This window comes from Shinella sp. M27, from assembly GCF_049199905.1.
Classification (GTDB): domain Bacteria; phylum Pseudomonadota; class Alphaproteobacteria; order Rhizobiales; family Rhizobiaceae; genus Shinella.
In genome coordinates, this window is record NZ_JBLZPK010000014.1 from 46,833 (window position 1) to 62,375 (window position 15,543).

The 15,543-nt window shown below is 61.8% G+C and carries 12 protein-coding genes and 1 pseudogene; 6 read left to right on the forward strand and 7 right to left on the reverse strand.

From position 1 onward, the window contains the following. Positions 1 to 584: 584 nt before the first annotated feature. Together ACOZK4_RS05420 and ACOZK4_RS05425 are read right to left on the reverse strand one after the other, a co-directional pair. On the reverse strand, positions 585 to 1,952 hold the full coding sequence (locus ACOZK4_RS05420) for a PleD family two-component system response regulator (protein WP_421590887.1): 1,368 nt from the start codon (positions 1,950 to 1,952) through the stop codon (positions 585 to 587). A 15-nt stretch (positions 1,953 to 1,967) separates the two neighbouring features. After that, entirely contained in the window at positions 1,968 to 2,339 is a 372-nt protein-coding gene (locus ACOZK4_RS05425) for a response regulator (RefSeq protein WP_010065708.1), read from the reverse strand. A gap of 141 nt (positions 2,340 to 2,480) precedes the next feature. Between ACOZK4_RS05425 and ACOZK4_RS05430 the strand changes: the two genes are divergently transcribed. The 4 genes from ACOZK4_RS05430 to ACOZK4_RS05445 all read left to right on the forward strand — a co-directional run bounded on the left by ACOZK4_RS05430 (position 2,481) and on the right by ACOZK4_RS05445 (position 6,099). After that, positions 2,481 to 2,771 (forward strand): DUF3572 domain-containing protein, encoded by a 291-nt coding sequence (locus ACOZK4_RS05430; protein ID WP_421590888.1) that lies wholly within the window; start codon positions 2,481 to 2,483, stop codon positions 2,769 to 2,771. Positions 2,772 to 2,894: 123 nt separating this feature from the next. Then, a complete protein-coding gene (locus ACOZK4_RS05435; RefSeq protein WP_421591209.1) occupies positions 2,895 to 4,241 on the forward strand; it encodes a DNA polymerase IV in 1,347 nt (448 codons plus the stop codon). A gap of 131 nt (positions 4,242 to 4,372) precedes the next feature. After that, entirely contained in the window at positions 4,373 to 5,686 is a 1,314-nt protein-coding gene (locus ACOZK4_RS05440) for a L,D-transpeptidase family protein (RefSeq protein WP_421590890.1), read from the forward strand. After that, positions 5,683 to 6,099 carry a hypothetical protein gene (locus ACOZK4_RS05445; RefSeq protein ID WP_421590891.1) on the forward strand — a complete coding sequence of 139 codons (417 nt, stop codon included), beginning with the start codon at positions 5,683 to 5,685 and terminating at the stop codon, positions 6,097 to 6,099. The genes ACOZK4_RS05440 and ACOZK4_RS05445 overlap by 4 nt, the downstream gene beginning before the upstream one ends. A gap of 21 nt (positions 6,100 to 6,120) precedes the next feature. Here ACOZK4_RS05445 and dnaE read toward each other — a convergent pair whose 3' ends face one another. After that, positions 6,121 to 9,615, reverse strand: a complete 3,495-nt coding sequence (gene dnaE, locus ACOZK4_RS05450) for a DNA polymerase III subunit alpha (protein ID WP_421590893.1) — start codon at positions 9,613 to 9,615, stop codon at positions 6,121 to 6,123. A 358-nt stretch (positions 9,616 to 9,973) separates the two neighbouring features. Here dnaE and ACOZK4_RS05455 point away from each other — a divergent pair, with 358 nt between their 5' ends. Together ACOZK4_RS05455 and ACOZK4_RS05460 are read left to right on the forward strand one after the other, a co-directional pair. Beyond that, on the forward strand, positions 9,974 to 10,552 hold the full coding sequence (locus ACOZK4_RS05455; protein WP_313524252.1) for a hypothetical protein: 579 nt from the start codon (positions 9,974 to 9,976) through the stop codon (positions 10,550 to 10,552). Between the two features lie 111 nt (positions 10,553 to 10,663). Next, positions 10,664 to 11,035 (forward strand): annotated as a pseudogene (locus ACOZK4_RS05460) (VOC family protein); the annotation flags it as partial. 18 nt (positions 11,036 to 11,053) lie between these two features. On the opposite strand, the gene ACOZK4_RS05465 reads toward ACOZK4_RS05460, so the two are convergent. From ACOZK4_RS05465 to ACOZK4_RS05480, 4 genes are all read right to left on the reverse strand, one after another. Further along, positions 11,054 to 11,740, reverse strand: a complete 687-nt coding sequence (locus ACOZK4_RS05465) for an ABC transporter ATP-binding protein (RefSeq protein WP_313524258.1) — start codon at positions 11,738 to 11,740, stop codon at positions 11,054 to 11,056. A gap of 9 nt (positions 11,741 to 11,749) precedes the next feature. Then, a complete protein-coding gene (locus tag ACOZK4_RS05470) occupies positions 11,750 to 13,051 on the reverse strand; it encodes a lipoprotein-releasing ABC transporter permease subunit (RefSeq protein WP_421590895.1) in 1,302 nt (433 codons plus the stop codon). A gap of 33 nt (positions 13,052 to 13,084) precedes the next feature. After that, positions 13,085 to 14,413: a proline--tRNA ligase gene (gene proS / locus ACOZK4_RS05475; protein ID WP_421590896.1), complete on the reverse strand. Its 1,329-nt coding sequence runs from the start codon at positions 14,411 to 14,413 to the stop codon at positions 13,085 to 13,087. Positions 14,414 to 15,128: 715 nt separating this feature from the next. Beyond that, positions 15,129 to 15,398: a DUF1467 family protein gene (locus ACOZK4_RS05480; RefSeq protein WP_313524267.1), complete on the reverse strand. Its 270-nt coding sequence runs from the start codon at positions 15,396 to 15,398 to the stop codon at positions 15,129 to 15,131. Positions 15,399 to 15,543 lie beyond the last annotated feature (145 nt).

Here is a 15,543-nt window from a genome sequence, read left to right on the forward strand (position 1 = left end):
CCCTTGACGGGAGCGGCGTTGAATGGGGGTCGGTCAGTACGACGACGGCACGAGGATTCCGTATTTGTCGTAACCGACCGACCGACCCCACGACCCAGGAGATGCGGCGGACCTAGCATCATGGGGTAACCGGTTGTGCGGGCTTGTTTGCCGCCCATGAGTTGAGCATCGCGCCAAAACGAAAATAAATCAACGAATTCTTAACGTTTCCGCCAAGACTCCTTGTCTCATAGTTAACCGCCGAGCGCCTGATTGTCTCAGCAAGCGGCATTTACGTTATAGAAGACAACAGTAAGCCATCCCCTGTAAAGCAACCGTTGGATGTGGAAAATACAACCCTGGCAAATGGACGCAACTTCGCACGGCATGATTGCATCCGATACAACACTTTGAAATCTATCATCAAAAATGAATGATATGATTTATAGCCAAATTTCGCTACGCAAGCCGCGAGCCGCGACCAGGAACAGGGCCCTGCAGGAAAAACCTTCCGTAGGGGCAAGTGCCCTAAAAATCAGGCACTTGCTCAAAAAGCGGTGAAGCCTGTGGAAAAAGCGTAGGCAGGGAACCGATTCGGGTGCGACTCAGGCGGCAGCTGCCACGACGCGGTTGCGGCCGGAGCGTTTGGCTTCGTAAAGTGCGGTATCGGCGCGTTTCAGCAAAGCATCCGGGCTGTCGCCGGCCGGCAGAACGGAAGCCGTGCCCATCGATGCGGTGATCGGCAGCAGGACGTCCGTGCCCGGAATGCGGAAAGGCTCCCGCTCGACGATCGTGCGCAGACGCTCAGCGACACCGGCCGCCATTTCCGGCGTCGTATCGGGCATGACGAGCACGAACTCCTCCCCGCCATAACGGCAGGCGAGATCTGCGCCGCGCACGGCAGAGCGCACGCGGTTGGCGAATTCACGCAGCACCGCGTCGCCGGCATCATGACCATAGGTATCGTTGACCAGCTTGAAACGGTCGATATCCGTGATGCAGACCGAGAGCGGCCGGCCGCGCGCCGTCGCACGGTCGATCAGCAGCTTCATGTGGTTGTCGAGATAGCGGCGGTTGTGCAGCCCCGTCAGGCCATCCGTCACGGCAAGCTCGATCGTCTGGCGCACGCTGGCGCGCAGGCGGTCGTTGCAGCGCTTGCGGCGAATCTGGGTAAGGCTGCGGGCGATCAGTTCGTTCGGATCGATCGGCCGGATCAGGTAGTCCGTCACACCGAGTTCGAGCGCGCGCACCACCATGTCGTCGTCACCCTGCTCGGTGATCAGCAGGATCGGCAGGAAGCGCGTGCGCTCCAGCGACCGCAGCTGCGAGCAGAGGCGCAGCGGATCGTAATCCGTGAAATTGGCATTGACGATGACAAGCTCGTAATTGCTCTCCGCGGCCTGGAACAGCGCCGCCTGCGGATCGGACATGCAGGTGACTTCGGCAATCGGCTTCAGGGCGCGAGCAATACGCTCCTGCGAGCTCGCACGACCGTCAACCAGCAGAATGTCGCCCGGCTCGTCGCCGAGATTGCTATCGAGCCCGTCTTCCATCGAGATGGCGCGAGCGGTCGCCGCGCGCATGCGCAACTCGTCCGTCAGCGTCTTCAGGCGCACGAGGCTTTTCACCCGCGACATCAGCTGCAGGTCGTTGACCGGCTTGGTGAGAAAATCGTCGGCGCCCGCCTTCAGGCCGCGCACGCGGTCGGACGGCTGGTCGAGTGCGGTGACCATGACGACGGGAATATGGGCGGTGCGCGGATTGGCCTTCAGCCGCTCGCAGACTTCGAACCCGTCAATGCCGGGCATCATGATGTCGAGCAGGATGAGATCGACCTGGGTGCGTTCGCAGATGGACAGCGCCTCATAGCCATTATCGGCCGTCAGGACGTCGAAATATTCCGCCAAAAGCCGCGCTTCGAGCAGCTTCACATTGGCGGGGATATCATCGACGACGAGGATGCGTGCTGTCATGATCGCGCCCCTACCTCACGCGTCGCCGAGATAGGTTTTGATTGTCTCGATGAATTTCGGCACGGAAATCGGCTTGGAGACATAGGCCTCGCAACCGCCCTGCCGGATACGCTCTTCGTCGCCCTTCATCGCAAAGGCCGTGACCGCAATAACGGGGATGACGTGAAGCTCATCGTCCTCTTTCAGCCACTTGGTGACTTCAAGGCCCGAAACTTCCGGAAGCTGGATATCCATCAGGATCAGATCGGGGCGATATTTGCGCGCGAGATCAAGGGCTTCCATACCGTTCCGGGTCTGGATGGTCGTGTAGCCGGATGCCTCGATAAGGTCCCGGAAGAGCTTCATGTTGAGCTCGTTGTCCTCGACAATCATGACCTGCTTGGGCATCGTAAGTCCCTGTTCCTCTGACCGGCCTTGCAACCCACCGGGAGATGGATAAGTTGCGGCAAAGCCGAAATCACCCAGCCTGACCGCAGCCACGTTAGCGTCACTTGGTTGATTAAAAGGTAAATTTCCCGAGGGAAAAGAATGAAAAGCCAAAAAGATACACCTGCGGCCGAAACCGCGGAAGCAACCGCCGTCTCCATCCTCGGCTGGCTTGCCGGCGAGCCGGAATTGCTGTCGCGTTTCCTCGCACTGACGGGTGTCGCTCCATCCGAAGTCCGCAATGCCGTCAACGACCCCGGTTTCCTCGCCGGCATCGTCGATTTCCTCATGAGCCACGAGCCGGACCTGCTGGCTTTCTGCGAAGCGACCGCCACCAAGCCGGGAGCGGTCGTGCATGCCCATGCCGTGCTCTCAGGCCCGTCCGACTGGTAAGGCGGCAGCCTCGAAAGGCCGTCTTGCGTGCGCCTGTGTACGGTCATGCATTCGACCCTGAAGGCTATTGAGACTTGTATATGTAGGTACTAATGTCGCGATGTTCAATATTTGTTCTTGATGATGAGCAACGCCGCCATACGCTTTCCGGGCTTCTGTCGCGACTGCCTCTCCGGGCAGCCTGCGAACCTGCGCCGCTGCCGGGCCTGCGGCAGCCCGCGCCTGCTCTATCATGACGAACTCTACGACCTGACGCTGGCGCATATCGATTGCGATGCCTTCTATGCCGCCGTGGAAAAGCGCGACAATCCCGAGCTTGCCGACAAGCCCGTCATCATCGGCGGCGGAAAACGCGGCGTCGTCTCCACCGCCTGCTATGTCGCGCGCATCCACGGCGTTCGCTCGGCCATGCCGATGTTCAAGGCGCTGGAGGCCTGCCCCAACGCCATCGTCATTCCGCCGGACATGGAAAAATACGTCAAGGTCGGTCGGGAGGTGCGCACCATGATGCAGGAGCTGACGCCACTGGTGCAGCCGCTTTCCATCGACGAGGCCTTCCTGGAGCTGAAAGGCACGGAGCGCCTGCACCACGATCCCCCTGCCCGCGTGCTCGCCCGATTCGTCCAACGCGTGGAGAAGGAGATCGGCATCACCATCTCCGTCGGCCTCTCCTACTGCAAATTCCTCGCCAAGGTCGCCTCCGATCTCAACAAGCCGCGCGGCTTCTCCGTCATCGGCGAGAAGGAAGCGCTGGATTTCCTGAGGGACAAGCCGGTGCGCCTCATCTGGGGCGTCGGAAAGGCCTTTGCCGAGACGCTGGAGCGCGACGGCATCCGCAGCGTCGGCCAGCTTCAGACCATGGAGGAGACCGATCTGATGCGCCGCTACGGCGTGATGGGCAAGCGGCTCTTTCATCTTTCGCGCGGTCAGGATGACCGCGAAGTCCACCTGAACGATGCGGCAAAGAGCGTGTCGTCCGAGACCACGTTCTTCGACGACCTCTCCAGCTATGACGAACTCGTCGCGCATCTGCGCCGTCTGAGCGAAAAGGTTGCCGCGCGCCTGCGCAAATCCGGCATAGCCGGCCACACCGTCGTGCTCAAGCTGAAGACCGCCGACTTCAAGAGCCGCACGCGCAACCGCAAGCTCGAAGACCCGACCATGCTCGCCGACCGCATCTTCCGCACCGGCATCGAACTGCTGCGCAAGGAGACGGATGGCACGAAATACCGCCTGATCGGCATCGGCGTCAGCGACCTCACCGATCCCGGCCGCGCCGACCCGCCCGATCTCGTCGATCCCGCCGCCACCCGCCGCGCCGCCGCCGAAGCCGCGATGAACACGCTGCGCGACAAATTCGGCAAGGCCAGCGTCGAGACCGGTTATACGTTCGGCAAATCCGGCCCTGACCGCTTTCACGGAAAGTTGACTTTCAAGACGGCCGGAAAAATCGACGACCCCACCGAATAAATCCCGGCAAACCGGCGTTCTTCCCTGCATCGGGTTGGCACAGATCGGGGGATCGGCCGGGTGCATCAAGCCTTCCTTAAATCGGATGCACTACGCTTGCCGTCGGTTTGTATTGCGTACGGATGGGTAACATGAAGTTTCGCCTGGCGACTGGCATGAGCATACTTGGCCTGCTGTTGAGCTGCGGTACCGCGCTTGCGGGCACGCTCGAGGGGCCGTTGCAGATCATCGTGTCGAAGGATCTGCAGGAGCTGAAGATCTACGATGGCGGCGTGGTCGTCGCCACCTCGCATGTCTCCACCGGCAAGGCCGGCCATTCGACGCCGACCGGCATCTTCTCGATCCTGGAGAAGAAGCGCACGCATTTCTCCAACATCTATGACAGCGCACCGATGCCCTTCATGCAGCGGCTCACCTGGTCGGGTATCGCGCTGCACGCCTCCAACAGCGTGCCGTCCTATCCCGCCTCGCACGGCTGCGTGCGCCTGCCGAACGCCTTTGCCAAGACGCTGTTCAGCGTGACGCGGCGCGGCGGCCATGTGCTGATCACCGACCGCGAAATCGTGCCGCAGGAAGTCGTTCATGCGACGCTGTTCAAGCCCGTCGTCGTGGTGCCGGATACACCGCTTCTCTCTCAGGCGGGCCTGCGGCCCGGCTTGATGGAGGCCGGCGACAAGGCCGTCGAGGTCGCGATGACCGATCCCAAACCGGAAATCCTCACGCCCGCCGTGCAGAAGACCGAGCAGGACCCGATCCGCATCCTCATCACCCGCCGCGGCGACCGCGAGATGATGATCGATTTGCAGACGCTGCTGACCTCGCTCGGCTATGACGCCGGGATACCGGACGGCCTGCATGGCAAGCAGACCGTCGTCGCCATCCGCGCCTTCCAGCTTGCCGAAGGCTTGAAGGAAGACGGAATGGTGACGCCCGAACTCGTCGCCGCCGTCTATGCCAAAGCCGGCAAGGGCGCGCCGCCGAACGGCCAGATCCTCGTGCGCCAGAAATTCAAGCCGCTGGTCGAGGCCGCCATCACCATCCGCAACCCGGAAATCGCGCTCGGCACCCATTTCCTGCTCGCCCGCGACGTCGATAGCGACAAGGGCAAGGCGGACTGGTTCGGCGTCAGCGTCGACAACCAGCTCTCGCCCGCCACGCTGAAGCGTCTCGGCATCACCACGGAGGCCGATGCCACGCAGCCGGACGCGCTGACGAAGACGCTCGACCGGCTGGACATCCCCGCCGACACGCGCCTGCGCATCTCCGAACTGATGGGCGAAGGCGCCTCGCTGTCGATCTCCGACACCGGCCTTGGCCCGGAAACCGGCGACGGCACGGACTTCATCACCGTGACGCGCAAGGTGCAGCAGAAGGCGGATGCCTCGGCGGTTCAGGGCGTGAAGAAGAAAAAGAAGAAGGCGTCGTCGATCACGGTCGTCAATTGACGGGGCAGGCTGTCGCCTGTTTCCAGGTCGAGGAGATCTTCACCGAACAGGATAATCTTCTCGTGCTCTCGCTCGGCTTCGTCTCTCCGGATGATCCGCTCGACACGATCCACTTTGCCTGCGGCCGCCGGCGGAGCGGCGCAAACCCACCTTCCATCGAGGACCTGCTCTATGTGGAGCGCACAGATCAGAGCCTTGCCTGCGATGGCAGCGAGGTCGTGAGCCTTGCCTCTTATCGGGATCGTCTGGAACTCATCCTGACCGAGAGCGGCGCAGATGCGCTTGGTCTTCCCACGCACACCCTGTTTCGCTTTGACGAGCATACAGACTTGCTGGCCGACGCAACCACCATTTTGCTCGCCATGCGACAGGCCGGACAGGAGCAAATACTCATCGACGAAACGCTCCGATAGCGCCTCGCCCAATCTATGGCGCTACACCAGTTCCACATCCAGCACGCCCGGTGCCGAGCGTAGGGCGGCGGCGATTTCGGGGGAGATGCGGAAGCGTTCGTTCAGCTCCACCTCGATCTCGCGCTGGCCATTGTCCTTGATGACGATGAAGGAGACGAGGCCGTCGCCCTTCGTGTTGAGATGGGCGGCAATGGACCGCAGCGGGCCGGAATCGCGGACATAGACGCGCAGCGCCTTCTGGGTCTGGAGCGATTCCTCCTCCAGCGAGCGCAGCGTCTGGATGCGCAGACCGATACCCTCCGGGCGCTCTTCCGCCTGCACGGTCATGACCAGCGATTTGCCGGGCTCCAGCAGATCGCGGTACTGGTTGAGCATTTCGGAAAACAGCACGGCCTCGAACTGGCCGGACGAGTCCGAGAAGGCGACGATGCCCATCTTGTTGCCGGTGCGGGTCTTGCGCTCTTGTTTGGAGGTGACCGTGCCGGCAAGGCGGCCGGCCGTCGCACCGCGCTTCACGGCAGCGGAAAAATCGCCAAAAGTCTGCACGCGCATCTTCGCCAGAAGCGGCGCGTAGGTATCGAGCGGATGGGCGGAGAGGAAGAATCCCAGCACCTGAAATTCGCGGTGGAGCTTTTCCGACGCCAGCCAGGGCGTATAGGAGGGCAGCGTGATGACCTCCGGTCCGGTCGCAGCCCCCATGCCGAAAATATCGCCCTGCCCGCTCGTCTTGTTCTCCTGCGCACGCTGGGCGGCACCCAGCAGACGATCGAGGCCGGCGATCATGGCAGCGCGATCATGGCCGAAGCAGTCGAAGGCGCCGGCGACGATCAGGCTTTCGAAGACGCGGCGGTTGACGAATTTCGGATCGATGCGCGTACAGAAATCCTCGAGGTTCCTAAACGGCGTCGTGCCGCGCACCTCGACGATGTGCTGGACCGCCGCCTCGCCCACGCCCTTGATGGCGGCGAGCGCGTAGTAGATCCGGTTCTCGCCCGTTTCGAAATGCGCGAAGGACGTCTGCACCGACGGCGGAATGACGGCGATGCCGAGACGGCCGGCATCCTGCCGGAAATCGTTCAGCTTGTCCGTGTTGGACATATCGTAGGTCATCGACGCGGCCAGGAACTCGACCGGATAATGCGCCTTCAGATAGGCAGTCTGGTAGGAGACGATGGCGTAAGCGGCGGCGTGCGACTTGTTGAAGCCGTAGTTGGCGAATTTGGCGAGCAGGTCGAAGATCAGGTCGGACTGCGGCTTGGAGACGCCGTTTTTGACCGCGCCGTCGACGAAACGGGCGCGCTGCTTGTCCATCTCCTCCTTGATCTTCTTGCCCATGGCGCGGCGCAAGAGGTCGGCCTCGCCGAGCGAATAGCCCGAGAGAACCTGGGCGATCTGCATCACCTGTTCCTGGTAAACGATAACGCCCTGCGTTTCCTTGAGCAGATGGTCGATCGTCGGATGGATCGATTCGATCTCCTCCTCGCCGTGCTTGCGGGCGTTATAGACCGGGATGTTTTCCATCGGGCCGGGGCGGTAGAGCGCCACGAGCGCGATGATGTCCTCGATGCAGTCCGGCCGCATGCCGATCAGCGCCTTGCGCATGCCGGCACTTTCCACCTGGAACACGCCGACCGTCTCGCCGCGCGACAGCATCTCGTAGGTGAGCTGGTCATCCAGCGGCAGGCTTTCGAGCTTCACCTCGATATCGCGCTTGCGAATGAAATCGACGGCGGTCTTCAGGACAGTCAGCGTCTTCAGGCCGAGAAAGTCGAATTTCACGAGGCCGGCCTGTTCCACCCACTTCATGTTGAACTGGGTGACGGGCATGTCGGAGCGCGGATCGCGGTACATCGGCACAAGCTGCGACAGCGGCCGGTCGCCGATCACGATGCCGGCAGCATGCGTGGAGGCGTGGCGGTAGAGGCCTTCGATCTTCTGGGCGATATCGAGCAGGCGGGCGACGACCGGCTCCTTCTCCGCCTCTTCCTGCAGCTTCGGCTCCTCCTCGATCGCCTTGTAGAGCGGCGTCGGATTGGCCGGATTGTTCGGCACGAGCTTACAGATCTTGTCGACCTGGCCATAGGGCATTTCGAGCACACGGCCGACGTCGCGCAATGCGGCGCGCGCCTGCAGCGAACCGAAGGTGATGATCTGCGCCACCTGCTCGCGGCCGTATTTCTGCTGCACGTAGCGGATCACCTCTTCGCGGCGGTCCTGGCAGAAGTCGATGTCGAAGTCGGGCATCGAGACGCGTTCCGGATTGAGGAAGCGTTCGAACAGCAGGGAAAAGCGCAACGGATCAACGTCGGTGATCGTGAGTGCATAGGCGACGAGCGAACCCGCGCCCGAACCGCGGCCCGGCCCGACGGGAATATTGTGCTGCTTAGCCCACTTGATGAAGTCGGCAACGATGAGGAAGTAGCCGGGGAACTTCATGCGCTCGATGACGCTGAGTTCGAAATCCAGCCGCTCGCGGTAATCCTGTTCCGTATAGCCCGGCGACAGGCCGAGCAGCGCCATGCGGCTTTCCAGCCCCTCCACGGACTGGCGGCGCAGTTCCGACGATTCCGCGCGCTCCGCCTCCTCCGGATCATCCGTCGCCCCGGTAAAGCGCGGCAGGATGGGACCACGGGTCTTCAGCACGAAGGAGCAACGCTTGGCGATCTCCACCGTGTTTTCCAAGGCCTCCGGCAGGTCGGCAAAGAGCTTTGCCATGTCCTTGCGGCTCTTGAGATAGTGATCCGGCGACAGGCGGAAACGGTTGTCATCCGACACCATGGCATTGTGCGCCACCGCCATCAGCGCATCGTGGGCATCGTAGTCGTCCGGTGACGGGAAGAACGGCTCGTTGGTGGCGACCAGCGGCACATCCTCCGCATAGGCGAGCTCCACCATGCGCCGCTCATGCGACTTGTCGTAACGACCGTGGCGCTGCAACTCGATATAGAGCCGATCGCCAAACACAGCCTTCAGCGCATCGAGCCGCGCTTTTGCTACGGCCGGCTGTCCGGCAAGATAGGCCATGTCGACGGGACCGCCGCGCGCACCCGTCAAGGCGATCAGCCCGTCCGTGCCCGCTTCCAGCCAGCTATAGGCAATGCGAACCGTCTGCCCGCTTTCGCCGCCGAGATAGGCGCGGCTGACGAGCTCGACGAGACGCGCATAGCCGGCATCGCTCGCGGCAAGGACAACGATCGACGGCAGCTTCTGAAGCTGCGCCTGCCCCCCGCGCCTTTCACCCTCGCCCTCGTCTTCCATGTCGATCGACAGCTGGCAGCCGATCAAGGGCTGAATGCCGTCGCCGACGGCCTTCTGCGAGAATTCGAGCGCCGCGAACAGATTGTTCGTGTCGGTGATGGCGATGGCCGGCTGCTGGTCGGACGTTGCCTTGCCGATGATCTTCTTGATCGGCAGGGCGCCTTCGAGCAACGAGAAGGCCGAATGCACGCGCAGGTGCACGAATTCGGGCGTCTCGGCGATCTTCTCGCCAACCGTCACTGGAACCGCTTCCGCCATGTCAAACTTCCTTCCGATCAGAAGAAAGAGCTTAAGCGGATTCGGACCCGTCTCGTCCAGACGGTTCTTGGCTTTGCACCCGCTTTCCACGCGCCAAGGACGCGCGGCAGGCAGGAATGATCAGTGGAGAGATCTGAACCGTCAGATTCCGAAGAGGAGGACGGAGAAGCTGGCGACGAACAGGGCGATGGAGGTGAATGCTGCAAAGTCACGAAGAAAATCGGTCATTATGGCTCCCTTTCCTTTTATGTTTTCACTTTGTTCTATTCTTGTTCTCGTGTCAACAGCTTTCCACATCCCCTCTGGACCGACGCGTTCACGCGCAATAAGGTCGGCCCAACCCCATGGAGGAAATGAAATGAAGTCGCTTGCCGCTGCCCTTGTGTTTTCGATTGTTCTGCCTGCCGCAACGATGGCCGCCGATTTTCCGGCAGACCGCATCGTCGCCATGGCGAGCGGCGACTGGAACAAGGACGGCACGGCGGATCTGGCCGTGATCGCCACACCGGGCGACGACAGCGGCGACGACAACGGCCTCTATGTCTATCTTGCCAAGCCCGAAGAGAACCGCCTGACGCTTGCTTTGCCGCTGCCGAACAGCATATGGGGCAACCTCACCATGTATGGCCAGGAGCCGGAACTTGCGGCACTCGCCAATGGCTCCTTCACCATCACGACCAAGAACGATTCGGTCGGGCGCGACCGCTGGCGTCAGTCGCTCACCATCGCCTATCGAAATTTCGATTTCATCGTCGCCGGCTACACCTACTCGGCCTATGATACGCTCGACCCCAATGCCAGCGCGGAATGCGACCTCAACGTGCTGACCGGAAAGGGCAAGACCAGCGGCGGCGCGGTTTCCGGGCAGGCGCAGTTCGCCTTGCTCAAGGACTGGAAGGACGAGACCGCCCGCTCCATCTGCGGGCTGGACAACTGATCGCAGGCACCGCCCGCAGGGCGGCGATACGGAAGGACAATCGCGATGACCGACGAGATCAGCATCGAAATTTCCCTCTTCGTCTAGCACGGGCGCGAACAGGAGGCGGCGGATTTCTACGTCGTCGCCTTTGGCGCCGCAGTGGTCGAACCCTATCATATCGAAGGCGTACTAGCGGGCTTTGCCATGCGCTTCGGAACGATGCCTGTGGCCGTCGCGGGATCAAACCCGCGGCGCGAGGAAAACCTGTCCTATGGCGGACCGTTCTTCCCCAAGGCGGCCGGGTCCGTCAGCGCGATTTTCACACTGACGGTCGGCGACATCGAGCGCACGATGCAACGGGCGATCGAAGCCGGTGCCGTGACGCGAGATGTAGTGCAGGTGGATATGTTGGGCCGGCGCGTGGCGTCGATCTTCGATCCGTTCGGGCACATCTGGGCGCTTGTCGAACGCAAGGCCGGAACCGCTAAGCTCGCGGCGTGATATCGAACGACGGGCCTTTCAGGCCAGTTCCTTGACAAGGCCATCCTCGATCGTCACGCGGCGATCCATCAGCCCGGCAAGCTCGTGGTTATGCGTGGCGATCATCGCGGCAAGGCCGGACTGGCGGGCGAGCGCTTCCAGCGCCTCGAAGACGTAGCCGGCGGTTTCCGGGTCGAGATTGCCAGTGGGCTCGTCGGCCAGAAGCAGGAGCGGCGCATTGGCAACCGCGCGTGCGATAGCGACGCGCTGCTGCTCGCCGCCGGAAAGTTCGGACGGGCGGTGATCGGCGCGGTGGCCGATGCGCATATAATCGAGCAGCTGCGCGGCGCGTTCGCGTGCCTCGGCCTTGGAGAGGCCGCCGATCAGCTGCGGCATCATGATGTTTTCGAGCGCGGTGAATTCCGGCAGCAGATGGTGGAACTGATAAACGAAGCCGATCTCGCCGCGGCGGATCGCCGTGCGCTGGTCATCCGGCAGGCCGGCACAGGAATGGCCGTTGACGAAGACATCGCCGGCATCGGGTTTTTCGAGCAGCCCCGCGACATGCAGCAGCGTCGACTTACCGGTGCCCGACGGTGCGACGAGCGCGACCGTCTCGCCGCTTCTCAGCGTGAAATCGGCGCCCTTGAGGATCGACAGTACCGTCTCGCCCTGGCCGTAGTGCCGTTCGATGCCCTTGAGTTCCAAAGCGACGCGCGCTGCCATGCTGAATTCCTATTCGTACCTGAGGGCCTGAACCGGATCGAGCTTGGAGGCACGCCAGGCGGGGAAGATCGTCGCGAGGAAGGAGAGCGCAAGCGCCATGACGATGACGGTGACCGTCTCGCCGGCATTCATGTCGGCCGGAAGCTGGCTGAGGAAATAGAGTTCCGGGTTGAACAGCGTCGTGCCCGAGATCCAGGAGAAGAACTGGCGGATCGACTCGACGTTGAGGCAGACGATGACGCCGAGCAGCACGCCGGCGAAGGTGCCGACCGTGCCGATGGCCGCCCCCGTCATGAAGAAGATGCGCATGATGGAGCCCGATGTGGCGCCCATGGTGCGCAGGATGGCGATGTCGCTGCCCTTGTCCTTCACCAGCATGATCAGGCCGGAAATGATGTTGAGCGCGGCGACGAGCACGATCAGCGTCAGGATCATGAACATGACGTTGCGCTCGACCTGCAAGGCCGAGAAGAAGGTCTGGTTGCGCTGGCGCCAGTCCGTGATGAAGATCTGCCGCTCCGCCGCCGCCTCGATGGGCTGGCGCAGGCTGTCGATCTGATCCGGGTTGGAAACGAAAAGCTCGATCGACTGCACGACGCCTTCGGAGTTGAAGTAGAGTTGTGCCTCGTCCAGCGGCATGTAGATGATCGAGGCGTCATATTCCGACATGCCGATCTCGAAGATCGCCGAGACCGTATAGGTCTTCACGCGCGGATTGACGCCCAGCGGCGTGACGTCCCCTTCCGGTGCCACGAGCGTGATCTGGCCGCCGGCGCTGAGTCCGAGTTGCTCGGCCATGCGCGCGCCGATGGCAACACCGCCGCCGGAGGCAAAACCGACAAGGTCGCCTTCCTTGATATGGTCGGAGACGGATTTCATTTTGGCGAGGTCATCCGCACGGATGCCGCGCACCAGAGCGCCCGTACCGCCGCCCGCCGTTCCCTGCGCCAGCGTCTGGCCTTCCACGAGCGGGATGGCCATGGTAACGCCGGGAACGGCGGCAAGACGGTCGGCGAGCTTGGCATAATCGTTCAGCGGGCTGTCGATCGGCTGGATGATCATATGCCCGTTGATGCCGAGGATGCGCGAGATCAGCTCGGTGCGGAACCCGTTCATCACCGCCATGACGATGATGAGCGTCGCCACGCCGAGCATGATGCCGATGAAGGAGAAACCGGCGATAACGGAGATGAAGGCTTCCTTGCGCCGTGAGCGCAGGTAGCGCCAGGCGACCATCCGCTCGAAAGCGGAGAACGGGCGGCTCTTCTTGAAGGCCTGGGCCTCTATCGCCCCGCTCGCTGCGTCAGCCATGCTGTCTCCCTGTTTTCCCGGCTCAAGCCGACATCAGTTGCCGGACGTCAGGCGGTGGATCGCCGCCTCGATGGTCAGCGTCTCGCGTTCGCCGGTCTTGCGATGCTTGATCTCGACTTCGCCATTGGCGACGCCGCGCGGACCCGCGATGACCTGCACCGGCGCCCCGATGAGGTCGGCGGTCGCGAATTTCGCACCCGCGCGCTCGTCCTTGTCGTCATAGAGCACGTCGATGCCGGCATTCAGGAGCGCGCTATAGATCGTTTCGCAGGCTGCGTCGCAGGCGGCATCGCCCGACTTCATGTTGATGACAATGGCTTCGAAAGGTGCCACGGCCTTCGGCCAGATGATGCCGTTCTCGTCATGCGAGGCTTCGATGATGGCGGGCACGAGGCGCGTCGGGCCGATGCCGTAGGAGCCCATATGCACGGTGTGTTCCTTGCCGTCGGGGCCCTGGACCTTGGCGCCCATGGCTTCGGAATATTTCGTGCCGAAATAGAAGATGTGGCCGACTTCGATGCCGCGGGCCGACAGGCGCTCGCCTTCCGGGATCGCCTCGAAGGCCGGAGCGTCGTGCATTTCGGAGGTGGCAGCGTAACGCGAGGTCCACTTGTCGAAGATGGCCTTGAGGCCCGTCACGTCTTCGAAATTCGTGTCGAGGCCGGGAATGTCGAAGTTCAAAAAGTCCTTGTGGCAGAAGACTTCCGATTCACCGGTATCGGCAAGGATGATGAATTCGTGGCTGAGATCGCCGCCGATCGGGCCGGTATCGGCACGCATCGGGATGGCACGCAGGCCCATGCGCGAGAAGGTGCGCAGATAGGCTGCGAACATGCGGTTATAGGCATGCACGGCGCCTTCGCGATTCAGGTCGAAGGAATAGGCGTCCTTCATCAGGAATTCGCGCGAGCGCATGGTGCCGAAGCGCGGACGGATCTCGTCGCGGAACTTCAGCTGGATGTGATAGAGATTGAGCGGCAGGTCCTTGTAGGACTTCACGAACGAGCGGAAGACGTCCGTGATCATTTCCTCGTTGGTCGGGCCGTAGAGCATCGGCCGCTCCTGGCGGTCCTTGATGCGCAGCATTTCCTTGCCATAGGCGTCATAGCGGCCGCTTTCCTGCCAGAGCTCGGCGGACTGCAGCGTCGGCATCAGGAGTTCGACCGCGCCGGAGCGGTTCTGCTCTTCGCGGATAATCGCATTCACCTTGTCCAGAACGCGCTTGCCGAGCGGCAGCCAGGTATAGATGCCCTGGGACTGCTGCTTAACCATGCCCGCACGCAGCATGAGGCGGTGCGAGACTATCTCGGCTTCCTTGGGGTTTTCCTTGAGGATGGGCAGGAAGAAGCGGGAAAGGCGCATATCGGTTTCCGGTGTGACTGATCCGCCCTATTCTGGGAATCGGGCAAAATGACGTTGATTTTCACGCGTTCATAAACGCTTCGCCGGCGGAAAGAAACCCGGCAGGCCACGCCGGCCGCGCAGCGCGAAGCACTGTCCACCGCTCTTGGCGGACCTGGCGAATGTGGCAGAAAAATGAGGGCGCCAATAACAGAAATTGCGCTTATGTTGTCAATCGAAAAATTTTATTCCAGTGTAGCAAAAATGCAAAAAAGCGGATGACAACGCCTAACGTTTGGGCTAGTTTCAGGCCACAAAACAGGCAGGAAGTGCAAATTCCAGCCATTTTCGCGGTCAAGTCTTGGGAGGATCAGATCTTAGGCGCGCGTAGACGCTGCCACCGCACAACGGATAAAGATCACGCGATACCTGCAAAACAAGGCTTTCAGCCTTGTTTTTTTTTGCCTTTTGCCGAGCTCCCCTGCTCCGCGCCGCGCTTCCCGATGAATTCCGATCAACGGAAATCCGCGCGCACGCCCCCTGCGACACTGCGCCTCACGTTACGCAAGCCTCACTCAGCGAAAACATGCCGATTTAAGGTTGCCGGACAGGCCTGAGTGGATTGTTGAACAAGCTTTTTGATAAAGCGCAAACGGAAGACTTTTCCGTAAAAAGCCTGAAGGGCGAAATCCCTTACCTAAGTGCCGTTCGAGGTCGTTAACCTCTATGGCGGCAGCTATTCGTAGTTGGGGTAGAACTGCGGTAACGAATCCAGCCCGTAGCCAAGGCGCACGGACAGCACATACCAGGCGCCGTAGATGACGGCGGAAACGAGCGTGGTGATCAGCACGATACGGCCGCCGCGGAACCGGGCGGGTGCGCTTTCCACCGAGCCGGGCACCACATCATTCGCCTCGGCCTGTGTCTTCAAGCCGAACGGCAGGACAGCGAAAAGCGTCAGCCACCAGACGATGAAGTAGACGGCGAAGATGGAAAACAGCTGCATGGATGGGCCCTCGTGCGACAGCGGCTCTTTTACGCCGCTTGGTCGCGAAGTTCAAACGGCCAGATGGCGGCGTGCTGTCACACCTCTTCATCTTCGACGCGTGCGGGAGATGAAGGAAGGGTACCGGCTTGCGCTACGCGCCGGC

Excerpts from the sequence above, each read along its gene's own strand:
- ACOZK4_RS05480 (WP_313524267.1), bottom strand. The coding sequence starts at position 15,398 with ATGCAGCTGTTTTCCATCTTCGCCGTCTACTTCATCGTCTGGTGGCTG.
- ACOZK4_RS05430 (WP_421590888.1), top strand. The coding sequence starts at position 2,481 with ATGAAAAGCCAAAAAGATACACCTGCGGCCGAAACCGCGGAAGCAACC.
- ACOZK4_RS05470 (WP_421590895.1), bottom strand. The coding sequence starts at position 13,051 with ATGGCTGACGCAGCGAGCGGGGCGATAGAGGCCCAGGCCTTCAAGAAG.
- ACOZK4_RS05455 (WP_313524252.1), top strand. The coding sequence starts at position 9,974 with ATGAAGTCGCTTGCCGCTGCCCTTGTGTTTTCGATTGTTCTGCCTGCC.
- dnaE (WP_421590893.1), bottom strand. The coding sequence starts at position 9,615 with ATGGCGGAAGCGGTTCCAGTGACGGTTGGCGAGAAGATCGCCGAGACG.
- proS (WP_421590896.1), bottom strand. The coding sequence starts at position 14,413 with ATGCGCCTTTCCCGCTTCTTCCTGCCCATCCTCAAGGAAAACCCCAAG.
- ACOZK4_RS05420 (WP_421590887.1), bottom strand. The coding sequence starts at position 1,952 with ATGACAGCACGCATCCTCGTCGTCGATGATATCCCCGCCAATGTGAAG.
- ACOZK4_RS05465 (WP_313524258.1), bottom strand. The coding sequence starts at position 11,740 with ATGGCAGCGCGCGTCGCTTTGGAACTCAAGGGCATCGAACGGCACTAC.
- ACOZK4_RS05440 (WP_421590890.1), top strand. The coding sequence starts at position 4,373 with ATGAAGTTTCGCCTGGCGACTGGCATGAGCATACTTGGCCTGCTGTTG.
- ACOZK4_RS05425 (WP_010065708.1), bottom strand. The coding sequence starts at position 2,339 with ATGCCCAAGCAGGTCATGATTGTCGAGGACAACGAGCTCAACATGAAG.
- ACOZK4_RS05435 (WP_421591209.1), top strand. The coding sequence starts at position 2,895 with ATGAGCAACGCCGCCATACGCTTTCCGGGCTTCTGTCGCGACTGCCTC.